General features: G+C 65.8%; 10 protein-coding genes. 8 read left to right on the top strand and 2 right to left on the bottom strand.

Features of this window, described 5'->3' with window-relative positions; genetic code table 11:
- The first annotated feature begins 560 nt into the window (after positions 1 to 560).
- From F3J19_RS13925 to F3J19_RS13895, 7 genes are all read left to right on the top strand, one after another.
- The gene (locus F3J19_RS13925) at positions 561 to 1,094 is read left to right on the top strand and encodes a (2Fe-2S)-binding protein (protein WP_167042212.1); all 534 of its coding nucleotides are present in this window, start codon (positions 561 to 563) and stop codon (positions 1,092 to 1,094) included.
- 10 nt (positions 1,095 to 1,104) lie between these two features.
- The gene (locus F3J19_RS13920) at positions 1,105 to 3,486 is read left to right on the top strand and encodes a xanthine dehydrogenase family protein molybdopterin-binding subunit (RefSeq protein WP_167042210.1); all 2,382 of its coding nucleotides are present in this window, start codon (positions 1,105 to 1,107) and stop codon (positions 3,484 to 3,486) included.
- 27 nt (positions 3,487 to 3,513) lie between these two features.
- Complete coding sequence (locus tag F3J19_RS13915) at positions 3,514 to 4,311, top strand: xanthine dehydrogenase family protein subunit M (protein ID WP_167042208.1); 798 nt, start codon at positions 3,514 to 3,516, stop codon at positions 4,309 to 4,311.
- 114 nt (positions 4,312 to 4,425) lie between these two features.
- Positions 4,426 to 5,307 carry a MoxR family ATPase gene (locus tag F3J19_RS13910; protein ID WP_167042206.1) on the top strand — a complete coding sequence of 294 codons (882 nt, stop codon included), beginning with the start codon at positions 4,426 to 4,428 and terminating at the stop codon, positions 5,305 to 5,307.
- A gap of 59 nt (positions 5,308 to 5,366) precedes the next feature.
- Entirely contained in the window at positions 5,367 to 6,611 is a 1,245-nt protein-coding gene (locus tag F3J19_RS13905) for a VWA domain-containing protein (RefSeq protein WP_167042509.1), read from the top strand.
- Positions 6,602 to 7,198: a carbon monoxide dehydrogenase subunit G gene (locus F3J19_RS13900; RefSeq protein ID WP_167042204.1), complete on the top strand. Its 597-nt coding sequence runs from the start codon at positions 6,602 to 6,604 to the stop codon at positions 7,196 to 7,198. The genes F3J19_RS13905 and F3J19_RS13900 overlap by 10 nt, the downstream gene beginning before the upstream one ends.
- Entirely contained in the window at positions 7,171 to 8,193 is a 1,023-nt protein-coding gene (locus F3J19_RS13895; protein WP_167042202.1) for an XdhC family protein, read from the top strand. Before F3J19_RS13900 ends, F3J19_RS13895 begins: the two co-directional genes overlap by 28 nt.
- Positions 8,194 to 8,240: 47 nt before the next feature.
- On the opposite strand, the gene F3J19_RS13890 is transcribed toward F3J19_RS13895, so the two are convergent.
- Positions 8,241 to 9,272 (bottom strand): serine/threonine protein kinase, encoded by a 1,032-nt coding sequence (locus tag F3J19_RS13890; RefSeq protein ID WP_167042199.1) that lies wholly within the window; start codon positions 9,270 to 9,272, stop codon positions 8,241 to 8,243.
- Between the two features lie 163 nt (positions 9,273 to 9,435).
- A complete protein-coding gene (locus F3J19_RS13885; RefSeq protein WP_167042197.1) occupies positions 9,436 to 9,648 on the bottom strand; it encodes a hypothetical protein in 213 nt (70 codons plus the stop codon).
- Between the two features lie 456 nt (positions 9,649 to 10,104).
- On the opposite strand from F3J19_RS13885, the gene F3J19_RS13880 reads away from it, so the two are divergent.
- Positions 10,105 to 13,287, top strand: a complete 3,183-nt coding sequence (locus F3J19_RS13880) for an efflux RND transporter permease subunit (RefSeq protein ID WP_167042195.1) — start codon at positions 10,105 to 10,107, stop codon at positions 13,285 to 13,287.
- Positions 13,288 to 13,343: the final 56 nt, after the last annotated feature.

Genomic DNA, 13,343 nt, shown 5'->3' with positions numbered 1-13,343 from the left:
TTGTTCGCGACGCCTTCCGCTTGCCCCTATTCATGCGCCCCGCCATGCCCTGCATGCGGGGCGCTTCTTTTTCGGCCGCCGATTGCGCAAGCGCCTCGCTCTTCCCCGCGCGCCCAGATGCGCCGCCGCGCCGAACACACTTCCCCTCATAGCGCGCTCGCGCGATTTGTGTTTTACTTTTCGGCAGACCTATAAAAACCCGCAGCACCCTCATCGGACCTCGCGCATCGCAGCCAGCACGCAGTCGAAGGAAAGCAGGGCAAGAAAAATCACAGGTCCGGTCTCATCCCCACGAGATCGGGGCAAGCGCCGAAGTGCTCACGCCGATCGAGTGCGGTGAACGCATGAGATCGGGGCAGGTGCTAAAGCGCCAACTCCGATCGACCGCGGTAAACGCATGGGATCGGAGCAGGTGCTAAAGCACTAACTCCGATCAACCGCGGTTAAACGCATGGGATCGGAGTAAGCGCTCAAGCGCCAACTCCGATCGACCGCGGTAAACGCATGGGATCGGAGTAAGCGCTAAAGCGCTAACTCCGATCGACATAGGAGACAGCTTCATGGCGATCAGCATCAGTCTGACGGTTAACGGCGCACCCGTTAGCGCCTCAATCGACCCCGGCACTCTGCTTGTCCAGTTCCTGCGCGAGCAACTACGCCTGACCGGCACGCACATCGGCTGCGATACGGCCCAGTGCGGCGCCTGCACCGTGCACCTGAACGGCCGCGCGATCAAGTCCTGCAACATCCTCGCCGTGCAGGCCGACGGCGCGCAAATCACCACCATCGAAGGGCTCGCGCAAAACGGCGCCATGCATCCGATGCAGGCCGCCTTCAAGCATTGCCACGGTCTGCAATGCGGCTTCTGCACACCGGGCATGGTGATGAGCGCGGTGTCGCTGGTCGAGCGCCAACCCGACCTCACCGGCGACGACGTGCGCGCGCAGCTCGACGGCAATCTGTGCCGCTGTACGGGCTATCACAACATCGTCAAGGCCGTGCTCGAAGGCGCCGCGGGCATGAAGTCCGCCGCAGCGGCCACCGCCACGAACACCGGCGCGAGCGCGGGCACCGCCGCCGCGACCCCAGCCTGAGGAGCCGACGATGAACGCACCCGATACTCACAGCCTGATCGGCGCAGCCGTCGAGCGCAAGGAAGACTATCGCTTCCTGACCGGCAAAGGCCAGTACACCGACGACATCGTGCTGCCGCAGCAGACCTACGCGGTATTCCTGCGCTCGCCGCATGCGCACGCGAAGATCACCCGCGTCGACACGAGCGCCGCGAAGCAGTCGCCGGGCGTGGTCGCGATCTTCACCGGCGCGGACCTCGCCGCTGAAAACGTTGGCGGCCTGCCGTGCGGCTGGCTGATCCACAGCATCGACGGCAAGCCGATGAATGAGCCGCCGCATCCGGTGATCGCGCATACGAAGGCGCGGCACGTCGGCGACCAGGTCGCGCTCGTGATCGCCGAATCGATCAAGGCCGCGAAAGATGCGGCCGAACTGATCGACGTCGATTACGACGTGCTGCCGGCCGTCGTCGATACCGCGCATGCGGCCGACCCAGGTCAGGCGGCAGTGCACGACGAAGTGCCCGACAACGTCTGCTACAACTGGGGCCACGGCGACCAGGCCGCGACCGACGCCGCGTTCGCGAAAGCCGCGCACGTGACCACGCTCGACATCGTCAACAACCGGCTCGTGCCGAATGCGATCGAACCGCGCGCGGTCAACGCGAACTATTCGGCGCAGGACGACAGCTACACGCTCTATGTCGCGAATCAGAATCCGCACGTCGAGCGGCTCCTGATGGCCGCGTTCGTGCTGTCGCTGCCGGAATCGAAGCTACGCGTGATCGCACCGGACGTCGGCGGCGGCTTCGGCTCGAAGATATTCCTCTACGCCGAAGACGTCGCGCTCACCTGGGCGTCGAAGAAAATTCACCGGCCGATCAAATGGACCGCCGAGCGCTCCGAGGCCTTCCTCTCCGACGCGCACGGCCGCGACCACGTGACTCACGCCGAACTCGCGATGGACGCCGACGGCAAATTCCTCGCGATGCGCGTGCATACGATCGCGAACATGGGCGCGTATCTGTCGACGTTCGCCTCGAGCGTGCCGACGATCCTCTACGCGACACTGCTCGCCGGGCAATACGCGACACCGGCGATCTACGCCGAAGTGAAGGCGGTCTTCACCAACACGGTCCCCGTCGATGCCTATCGCGGCGCGGGCCGCCCGGAAGCGACGTTCGTCGTCGAGCGTCTGGTCGAAGCCGCCGCGCGCGAGATGAAGCTCGACCCCGCCGAAATCCGCCGCCGCAATTTCATCACCGCGTTCCCGTACGCGACGCCGGTCGGCCTCACCTACGACACCGGCGACTACGACACGCTGCTCTCGCGCGCGCTCGAACTCGCAGACGTGAAAGGCTTCGCCGCGCGCCTCCAGGCCTCGGAAAAGAACGGCAAGCGGCGCGGCCTCGGCTACTCGTGCTACATCGAGGCATGCGGGCTCGCGCCGTCGAACATCGCGGGCGCGCTCGGCGCACGCGCGGGTCTGTTCGAAGTCGGGCAGATTCGCGTGCATCCGACCGGTTCGGTCACCGTGTTCACGGGCTCGCATAGTCACGGCCAGGGGCATGAGACGACCTTCGCGCAGGTGGTCGCGGACCGCCTCGGCATCCCGCTCGAAAGCGTCGAGATCGTGCACGGCGACACCGGCCGCATCGCGTTCGGCATGGGCACGTACGGCTCGCGCTCGCTCGCGGTCGGCGGCTCGGCAATCTCGAAGGCACTCGATAAGATCGAGGCCAAGGCGAAGAAAATCGCCGCGCATCTGCTCGAAGCGTCGGCCGAAGACATCGAGTTCAAAAACGGCGTGTTCAGCGTCGCCGGCACCGACCGCACCAAGGCGTTCGCGGAAATCTCGCTCGCCGCCTACGTGCCGCACAACTATCCGCTCGACGTGCTCGAACCGGGCCTCGAAGAAAGCGCGTTCTACGATCCGACCAACTTCACGTATCCGTCGGGCGCGTATATCTGCGAGATCGAAGTCGATCCGGATACGGGTGTGAGCCGCATCGAGCAGTTCACCGCCGTCGACGATTTCGGCAACGTGGTCAACCCGATGATCGTCGAAGGCCAGGTGCATGGCGGGCTCGCGCAAGGCATCGGCCAGGCGATGCTCGAACGCTGCGTGTACGACAACGAGAGCGGCCAGTTGCTGTCGGGCTCGTACATGGACTACGCGATGCCGCATGCGTCCGATCTGCCCGACTTCACGGTCGAAACCGCGAAGGGCACGCCGTGCACGCACAATCCGCTCGGCGTCAAAGGCTGCGGCGAAGCGGGGGCGATCGGCTCGCCGCCGGCGGTGATCAACGCAATCATCGATGCGCTGGCGCCGCTCGGCGTGACCGACATACAGATGCCGGCCACGCCGCATCGCGTGTGGTCCGCGATTCAAGCGGCCAAGCAACCCTGACCTTCGATCCTGAGCGGAGCATTCGACATGTATTCATTCGAGTATCAACGCGCGACGGATTCGCAAGCGGCCGCCGCAGCCCTCGCCGCCGACGGCGACGCGAAATTCCTCGCCGGCGGCCAGAGCCTGTTGCCGACCATGCGCCTGCGGCTCGCGCAGCCGTCGCAACTGATCGACGTAACGCGCATTCCCGCGCTCAAGACGATTGCGGTCAACGCGCAAACGGTGACGATCGGCGCGGCCGTCTGCCACTCGGACGTGGCCGATCACGCGGACGTGCGGCGCGTGTTGCCCGCGCTCGCCGATCTCGCGGGACACATCGGCGACCGGCAGGTGCGCGCGCTCGGCACGATCGGCGGTTCGCTCGCCAACAACGACCCGGCCGCATGCTATCCGTCGGCGGCGCTCGCGCTCGACGCGACCCTCGTCACCGACCGGCGGCGCATTGCGTCGGGGGACTTTTTCGTCGGCATGTACGAGACCGCGCTCGCGCCCGACGAGCTGATCGTCGCGGTCGAGTTTCCGGTGCCCGAGCGCGCGGCCTACGAGAAATTCAACAACCCCGCGTCGCACTTCGCGCTCGTCGGCGTGTTCGTCGCGAAGTTCGCGAGCGGCGTGCGCGTTGCGGTGACGGGCGCGGCGTCGTCGGTGTTTCGGGTGCCGGCGCTCGAAAGCGCGCTGTCGGCGAACTTCGCGCCCGATGCCGCGCGCGCGGTCAGCGTGTCGCCCGACGCGCTGAACGAGGACATGCACGCGAGCGCGGCCTATCGCGCGCATCTGATTCCGGTGCTCGCCGCGCGCGCGGTCACGAAGGCGAATAGTTAGCGATCTTGACCAATCGTGGCCGGCTTGCCGCGCGCTAGTTGACTTCAACCGCGCAGGCAAGCCGGCTTCGCTCACGTTGCACGTGAGGCAAGTTCGCACAGATTCAGGACCACCATGCAGCCGGCTTCAATCGACGACACCCTCGCCCAACTCGCCGCCCAACGCTATTTCGCGAGCCGCGAACTCGCGACCGCGCTGTATCTCTCGCTGCGCATGGAGCGGCCGCTGTTCGTCGAAGGCGAGCCCGGCGTCGGCAAGACCGAACTCGCCAAGGCCGCCGCGGGCCTGCTCGGCACCACGCTCTTGCGACTGCAATGCTATGAAGGGCTCGACACCGCGAGCGCGCTCTACGAATGGGACTACCCGCGCCAGATCATGGCGCTGCGGCTCGCCGAGGCCACCGGCGAGCGCCTTGGCAACGACACGCTGTATCGCGGCGAATTCCTGCTCAAGCGGCCGCTCCTGCAGGCGCTGATGCCCGACGAACATCACCCCGACGCGCGGCGCGTGCTGCTGATCGATGAAATCGACCGCGCCGACGAGCCGTTCGAGGCGTTTCTGCTCGAACTGCTGTCGGACTTCCAGGTATCGATTCCCGAATACGGCACCGTGCGCGCGGCGCAGCCGCCGCTCGTCATCATGACGTCGAATCGCACGCGCGAGGTTCACGACGCCTTGAAGCGCCGCTGCCTCTATCAATGGATCGGCTATCCCGATCGCGAGCGCGAACTCGAGATCGTCGCCGCGCGCGCGCCGCAAACGTCGGCGGAATTGCAGCGGCGCGCGGTCGATTTCGTGCACCGGCTGCGCGGCATGGACCTGTTCAAGGCGCCTGGTATCGCCGAAACGATCGACTGGTGCCGCGCGCTCGAAGCGCTCTCGGTGACGGAACTCGATCCGCAATCGGTACAGAACACGCTCGGCGTGCTGCTCAAGTACCAGGACGATCTCGCGCGCGTGGACGCCGCGCAGATCGCGCAGTGTCTGTCGGCTTGAGGATCGTCGGCATGGCGCATCAAACCGGCCCCGACTCACGCGACGACCCACGCGACGATATGCAGCCGCGCTTTGCACCGGCCGACAGCGCGCCGACGCTCGCGCGCAACGTCGTCCATTTCGTGCGCGTGCTGCGCGGCGCGGGCTTGCCGATGTCGCCGGCACAAGCGGTCGATGCGCTCGCGGCCTTGCACTGGATCGACCTCGGCCGCCGCGACGACGTGCGCGCCGCGCTTGCCGCCGTGCTCGTCACCGCACCCGACGAACGCGAACTCTTCAACGCCGCCTTCGATCTGTTCTGGCGCGATCCCGATTGGGAAGGCAAGCTGCGCGCGCTGCTGCTGCCGACAGTTCGCGACGGACTGCCGCCGCCGACACGCAACAACCGTCTTGCCGATGCGCTCGCGGTACGCATGCCGCCATCTCCGAACGTCAACGCGCCACAGGAAACCGGGCAGCACGAGTTGCGCGCGCATCTCACGTTCAGCGCCGAGGAACGCCTGCGTCATCGCGATTTCGACACGCTCACCGCTGACGAATGGCGCAGCCTCCGCCATCTGATTCGCGCTCAGCGCCTGCCGCTCGCGACCGAGCCGACGCGCCGTCTGAAGGCCGCCTCGCACGGCACGCATGCGGACCTGCGCGCGAGCGCGCGGCAGGCGGTGCGCGCGGGCGGCGACTGGACCGTGTGGAAATATCGCGCGATCGTCGAACGCAAGCCGCCGCTCGTACTGCTGCTCGACATCTCCGGTTCGATGAGCAGCTATTCGCGCGCGGTGCTGTACTTCTGCCATGCGCTGCTGCAATCGCGCGAACGCTTGCAGGTGTTTCTGTTCGGCACGCGGCTCACCAACGCGACGCGCGCCTTGCGCGAACGCGACCCCGACGTGGCCATCGCGACGCTCAGCGATCAGGTGCTCGACTGGTCGGGCGGCACGCGCATCGGCGCGGCGCTCGCCGAATTCAACCGGCGCTGGGCGCGCCGCGTGCTGACAGGCCGCGCGACCGTGCTGCTCGTCACCGATGGCCTCGATCACGAAGCGATCGACGTGCTCGACACCGAAATGGCGCGCCTTGCGCGTTTCGCGCATCGCATCGTCTGGCTCAATCCGCTGCTGCGTTTCAGCGGCTTCACGCCGAAAGCGCGCGGCGTACAGGCGATCCTGCCGTATGTCGACGCGCATCGCCCGGTTCATAATCTGGACAGCCTCGCCGCGTTCGGCCACGATCTCGCGCAACTCACGCGCGCGCCTCGCCGCACGTTCGCCGCGACGACATTCGCAGGAGCAAGCTCATGGAATTGACCGAAACTCACACGCTGCCGGTCGGACAGCAGCAAACCTGGGACGCGCTGAACGACACCGAGATTCTGCGCGCCTGCATCCCGGGCTGCGAAAGCATCGACCCCGACGGCGAAAACGCGTACCTGGTGGCGCTGAGCGCGTCGGTCGGTCCGGTCAGGGCGCGTTTCAAGGGGCGCATGCAACTGACCGAGATCGACGCGCCGACCAGCTACACGATCGTCTTCGAAGGCCAGGGCGGCGCAGCCGGTTTCGCCAAAGGCAACGCGCACGTCTCGCTCGAAGCCGAGAGCGACACCGCGACGAAGCTCTCGTACACCGCGAACGCACAGGTCGGCGGCAAGCTCGCGCAGATCGGCTCGCGGCTCGTCGACGGCGCGGCGCGCAAGATCGCCGGGGAATTCTTCAAGCGCTTCAGTGCCCAGCTCTCGGGCGAAAATAGCGAAGCCGCGGCGGACGACGGCGCATCGGCTGCAACTGATGCCGACGCCAACGCATCGACGCAAGCGCCTGAAGCCGCGGACGGCGAGTCCAGCGGCGAAACAACGAAAGGAAAGAAATCATGGACAGCGTGGATCTCGAAGTTCTGAAGTCCAGCGCCCGCTGGCTGGACGAAGGACATCGCGCGCTACTGGTGACGGTGGTGAAGACGTGGGGCTCGTCGCCGCGTCCCGAGGGCGCGATGCTCGCGGTGCGCGATGACGGACTCGTGGTGGGCTCGGTATCGGGTGGTTGCATCGAAGACGATCTGATCGATCGTGTGCGGCAACGAGGCATCGAGCAGACGCATCCGGAAGCGGTCAAGTACGGTATCACGGCCGAGGAAGCGCATCGTTTCGGGCTGCCGTGCGGCGGCACGATCCAGCTCGTGCTAGAACCGTTGACGCGGCAAAGCGGCATCGCCGAACTTTGTCATGCGGTGGAAAGCGGGCGGCTCGTCGCGCGCGAGGTCGACATGGCGAGCGGACACGCGCGGCTCGACGACGCCCTCGCCACCGACGGCGTGCATTTCGACGGCGAGCGTCTGCTGACGATTCACGGCCCGCGCTACCGCATGCTCGTGATCGGCGCGGGACAGTTGTCGCGCTATCTGTGCAATATCGCGGTGGGGCTCGATTATCAGGTGACCGTGTGCGATCCGCGCGAGGAGTACACCGAGGAATGGGACCTGCCCGGCACGAAGATCGTGCGCACGATGCCCGACGATACCGTGATCGACATGAAGCTCGACGAGCGCTGCGCGGTGATCGCGCTCACGCACGATCCGAAGCTCGACGATCTCGCGCTGATGGAAGCGTTGAAAACGCCGGCGTTTTACGTCGGCGCATTGGGCTCGCGCAGGAACAACCAGGCGCGGCGCGAGCGCTTGAAGGAGTTCGATCTGAACGAGACCGAACTGGCCCGTCTGCATGGGCCGGTGGGCATTTATATCGGCAGCAGGACGCCGCCCGAGATCGCGGTCTCGATTCTTGCCGAAGTGACGGCGGCGAAAAACGGCGTCTCGCTGCCGACACTGCTGCAAGTGGAAGGCGCGAAAGCCGCGCGCGAAATCTCAGCCTCGGACGGGGCCGCGTGCAGCGTGTAGCACGCGGCGGATAGCCAACGCCCTGCGCGTGCGCGAAAGCGAAAACGTCAGACCGGCCAGAGCGGCCCTTCCTGCATCGCGCCGATCTGCTCGCGCATCTCGAGAATGCGATCTTCCCAGTAGCGCTGCGTGTTGAACCACGGAAACGCCGCCGGGAACGCGGGGTCGTTCCAGCGACGCGCGAGCCATGCCTGATAGTGAATTAGCCGCAGCGTGCGCAACGCTTCGATCAGATAGAGCTCGCGCGGCTCGAATTCGCAGAAATCCTCGTAACCGGCGAGCAGATCGGCCAGCGCGCGTGATGCCTCGACGCGCTCGCCCGGCAGCAGCAGCCACAGGTCCTGAATCGCGGGACCCATGCGGCTGTCGTCGAAATCGACGAAATGCGGGCCCGCGTCGGTCCACAACACGTTGCTCGGATGACAGTCGCCGTGCAGACGCAGCGTACGAATCTCGCCGGCACGCTCGAACGCGCGCGCGACGCCTTCGAGCGCGAGGTTGACGACGGTTTCCCACGCGGTGCGCACGTCGTCGGGCACGAAACGATGCGCGAGCAGGAAATCGCGCGGCTCGTAGCCGAAGGTTTCGATGTCGAGCGCGGGACGCTCGGCGTAGTTGCGCGTCTGCCCGATCGCATGAATGCGGCCGATGAAACGGCCTAGCCATTCGAGCGTATCGCGCCGGTCGAGATCGGGCGCGCGGCCGCCGCGCCGCTCGAAGACCGAGAAGCGGAAGCCGTCGAACGCATGCAGCGTACGGCCGTCGAGCACGCGCGCGGTCACGGCCGGAATCTCGCGCGCGGCGAGTTCGGCAACGAACGCGTGTTCTTCGAGAATCGCGGCATCGCTCCAGCGCTCGGGACGATAAAACTTCGCGACCACGGGCGGCCCGTCTTCGACGCCCACCTGGTACACGCGGTTTTCGTAGCTGTTGAGCGGCAGCAGGCGGCCGTCGGTACGCACGCCTGCCGTGACGAGCACGCCGTCGAGCGCGTCGAGCACGGTCTCGGGCGTGAGACGGGCGAACGGCACGGCGCCATCGGCGCCGGCCTCGGGAATGTCGGGAATGATGTCGTTCATGCCCGCATTGTGCGCCGCGCCGCGCGTAAAGACGAGGGCACGGCCTCACAATGTAGCGCGCGCATCAATTGCGCCTTACAGCATCACGACGGCTGACACACGCATGTCACTCGAAACTGCGACCCACTCGCGAGCGACCGCGCACGGCCGCGAGCCGCTGCGTTCAATGCATCTGCGCGCCGGCGGGGCGCACGAGTTCTCCGGTGTCGATGAGGTCTTCGAGAAAAAAGGGTTCGGTATTCAGTTGCCGCGATGCGCCGGGTTCGCCGGCATACCACGCGACCATCGCCATGTCGCCAAGAATGCGCATGACGATTCCGCGCGCGCCTTGCGGCACGGCGATATGTACCGATCGGACGATGGAACCGACTTGCATGATATTTCCCCGCTTCCCGATGCCGGCTTGATGGCTGCACGCCGGTCGAGGTGATGATAAAAAGCGCCGCTTCGCCGCTGACGTTGCGAGCGCACCTGATCTGCCGCGCGCTTTACGCGTGAAAGGTTCGGGTCATTGTTCCCGTTTTGCGGGGCTTTGGGAAGCGCGATCAGACGGCTTTTCACCCGTCGTTTCGCCCTATTCCAATTACACTGCGCACAGCCGATGATCTCGGCGTAAGACCTCGTAACGTAGATCATCATAAACCCTGCGGGGCGGAGACCACAAAAACGTGCATTGCCTTCATGATCCGGCCGACACGAGCGCGGCACCGGCGAACGCTCGCTTTCACGGCACACGCGGCACGTTCCGCGCGCGCGGCGGTGCGCCGCTGCGCCGCGTGTGCGCCGTCGCGGCCCATCCCGCCATGTCCTACGTCATTCGTCTGCACTAGTCATGTGGATCGTTCGTCTCGCGCTGCGGCGCCCCTATACGTTCGTCGTGCTAGCGCTGCTGTTGCTGATCGTCGGACCGCTGACGATCCTGCGCACGCCCACCGACATCTTCCCGAACATCGACATTCCGGTGCTCTCGGTGATCTGGTCGTACAACGGCCTGCCCGCCGACGAGATGGAGCGGCGCATCGCGCTGAACTACGAGCGCGGCCTGTCGGTCGCGGTCAACGATATCGAGCACACGGAATCGACCTCGCTGAACGGCATCACGGTCGTGAAGATTTTTTTCCAGCCGGGCGCGAACATCGACGAAGCGCTCGCCCAGGTCACCGCGCTCTCGCAAACGCAACTGCGCTCGCTGCCGCCCGGCATCACGCCGCCGAACATCCTGCGCTATAACGCGTCGACGGTGCCGATCCTGCGGCTCGCGTTGTCGTCGGCGTCGCTGACCGAGCAGGAGCTATACGACTTCGGCAACAACTTCCTGAAGACGCAGCTCGCCACCGTGCCCGGCGCATCCGCGCCGCTGCCGTATGGCGGCAAGCAGCGGCAGATCATGGTCGATATCGATTCGCGCAAGCTGCAGGAGCGCAATCTTTCGCCGATGGACGTCGTCAACGCCGTCACCGCGCAGAATCTGATCCTGCCGTCGGGCACCGCGAAGATCGGCTCGACCGAGTACTCGGTGGAAATGAACGGCAGTCCCGATTCGCTCGCGGGCCTGAACAACATTCCGATTCGCAGCACCGCGAACGGCACCGTATATATCCGCGACGTCGCGCACGTGCGCGACGGGTTCCAGCCGCAAACCAACATCGTGCGCGTGAACGGCCAGCGCGCCGCGCTGCTCACGATCAACAAGAGCGGCAACACGTCCACGCTCGACATCGTCGATCGCATCAAGACGATGATGCCGACGCTGCGCAACCTCGTGCCGCCGTCGCTCAATATCGACCCCGTCGCCGACCAGTCGCTGTTCGTGCGCGCCTCGGTGCAGGGCGTGCTGCGCGAGGCGCTGATCGCCGCGTGCCTGACGGGTCTGATGATCCTGCTGTTCCTCGGCAACTGGCGCGCGACGCTGATTATCGCCGTATCGATTCCGCTCTCGATGATCACCTCGATCATCGCGCTCTCCGCGCTCGGGCAGACGATCAACATCATGACGCTCGGCGGGCTCGCGCTCGCGGTCGGGATTCTCGTCGACGATGCGACCGTGGCGATCGAGAACATCAGCCATCAGCTCGAACAGGGCAAGACGCTCGAACAGGCGATTCTCGACGGCGCGCATCAGATCGCGATTCCGACGCTCGTCTCGACGCTGTCGATCTGCATCGTGTTCGTGCCGATGTTTCTGCTCACGGGCGTCGCTCACTATCTGTTCATTCCGCTCGCCGAAGCCGTCGTGTTCGCGATGCTCGCCTCGTATTTCTTCTCGCGCACGCTCGTGCCGACGCTCGCGAAATATCTGCTGCGCTATCACCACAAGCCGGCGGATCTGCATCACGCGCCGAAGCCCACGCGCAATCCGTTCATGCGCGTGCACTATGCGTTCGAGCGCGGCTTCGCGCATTTGCGCGAGCGTTATCGCGTGTTTCTCGTCGCGCGCGTGGCACGGCCGGGCGGGTTCGTGACGCTGTTTCTCGTCTGCTGTGGCGCGTCGATGTTGTTGCTGCCGTTTATCGGCCGCGACTTTTTCCCCGCCGTCGATGCCGGCACGATCGCGCTGCACCTGCGCGCGAAAACCGGCATGCGCGTCGAGGAAACCGCGGTGCTGACCGACCGCGTCGACACGCGCATCCGCCAACTGATTCCGGCCGGCGAACTGCATTCGATCATCGACAACATCGGCCTGCCGGTGTCGGGCATCAACCTCTCGTACAGCAACACGGGCACCATCGGCACCTCGGATGCGGACGTGCTCATCACGCTGAATCCCGAGCATCATCCGAGCGCCGGCTACGTGCGCACGCTGCGGCGCACGCTCACCGACGAATTCCCCGGCGTGCAGTTCGCGTTCCTGCCGGCCGACATCGTCAGTCAGACGCTGAACTTCGGCATGCCGTCGCCGATCGACATCCAGATCGTCGGCCGTGAGGTGGCCGCGAATCGCGTATTCGCCGCGACGCTGCTGAACCGTCTGCGCACGGTGCCGGGCCTTGCCGACGCCCGCATCCAGCAGCCCGCCGATCTGCCGCGTATCTTCATCGACGTCGATCGCACGCGCGCGCAGCAGGCAGGCTTCTCGCAGCGCGATATCGCGAGCGATCTGCTCATCACGCTGTCGGGCAGCCAGCAGACCACGCCGACCTTCTGGCTCAATCCGCGCAACGGCGTGAGCTACAACGTCATCACGGAAGCGCCGCAATACACGATCGATTCGCTGCAAGCGCTCGCGAACATTCCGTTGAACGCGAACGGCCGCAGCAACATTCTCGGCTCGCTCGCGACGATGCGGCGCGAAGCCGGCAACGCGGTGCTCACGCACTACAACGCGCAGACCACGATCGATATCTACGGCACCGCCGACGGCCGCGATCTCGGCGGCGTGTCCGACGACATCCGCAAGATCATCGACGCATCGAAAGCCGAGCTGCCGAAAACCTCGACCATCGAACTGCGCGGCCAGGTGCAGACGATGAACGATTCGTTCTCGGGTCTGCTCGCCGGTCTGCTGTTCGCGGTGCTGCTCGTGTATCTGCTGATCGTCGTCAATTTCCAGTCGTGGCTCGATCCGTTCATCATCATCACCGCCCTGCCGGGCGCGCTCGCGGGCATCGTGTGGATGCTGTTCCTCACGCACACCACGCTGTCGATTCCGGCGCTCACGGGCGCGATCATGTGTATCGGCATCGCGACCGCCAACTCGATTCTCGTCATCAGCTTCGCGCGCGAGCAGTTGCTGCTGCACGGCGACGCGACGCGCGCCGCCATCGAAGCGGGCTTCACGCGCTTCCGTCCGGTGCTGATGACCGCGCTCGCGATGGTGATCGGCATGGTGCCGATGGCGATCGGTCTCGGCGAGGGCGGCGAGCAGAATGCGCCGCTCGGGCGCGCGGTGATCGGCGGCCTCACGGTCGGCACGATCGCGACGCTGATCTTCGTGCCGGTCGTGTTCTCGATGATCTATCGGCGGCTCGAGGCGCGGCATCAGCGCGCGGCCGAACACGTGGTGCAGAAGCCATGAAGACGAAGCGCGCGACGCCCGCGGCAAACGCCGGCCGCGACCTGCGCCGCCTGCGC

The organism is Burkholderia sp. Ax-1724 (genome assembly GCF_011752995.1).
Classification (GTDB): domain Bacteria; phylum Pseudomonadota; class Gammaproteobacteria; order Burkholderiales; family Burkholderiaceae; genus Paraburkholderia.
Note: the sequence above shows the minus strand (reverse complement) of the source record. Positions and strands in the feature narration are given on the sequence as shown.

Bases quoted from the DNA above. Each gene is read 5' to 3' on its own strand.
- F3J19_RS13905 (WP_167042509.1), top strand. From the start codon at position 5,367: ATGCAGCCGCGCTTTGCACCGGCCGACAGCGCGCCGACGCTCGCGCGC.
- F3J19_RS13925 (WP_167042212.1), top strand. From the start codon at position 561: ATGGCGATCAGCATCAGTCTGACGGTTAACGGCGCACCCGTTAGCGCC.
- F3J19_RS13910 (WP_167042206.1), top strand. From the start codon at position 4,426: ATGCAGCCGGCTTCAATCGACGACACCCTCGCCCAACTCGCCGCCCAA.
- F3J19_RS13920 (WP_167042210.1), top strand. From the start codon at position 1,105: ATGAACGCACCCGATACTCACAGCCTGATCGGCGCAGCCGTCGAGCGC.
- F3J19_RS13885 (WP_167042197.1), bottom strand. From the start codon at position 9,648: ATGCAAGTCGGTTCCATCGTCCGATCGGTACATATCGCCGTGCCGCAA.
- F3J19_RS13915 (WP_167042208.1), top strand. From the start codon at position 3,514: ATGTATTCATTCGAGTATCAACGCGCGACGGATTCGCAAGCGGCCGCC.
- F3J19_RS13900 (WP_167042204.1), top strand. From the start codon at position 6,602: ATGGAATTGACCGAAACTCACACGCTGCCGGTCGGACAGCAGCAAACC.
- F3J19_RS13880 (WP_167042195.1), top strand. From the start codon at position 10,105: ATGTGGATCGTTCGTCTCGCGCTGCGGCGCCCCTATACGTTCGTCGTG.
- F3J19_RS13895 (WP_167042202.1), top strand. From the start codon at position 7,171: ATGGACAGCGTGGATCTCGAAGTTCTGAAGTCCAGCGCCCGCTGGCTG.
- F3J19_RS13890 (WP_167042199.1), bottom strand. From the start codon at position 9,272: ATGAACGACATCATTCCCGACATTCCCGAGGCCGGCGCCGATGGCGCC.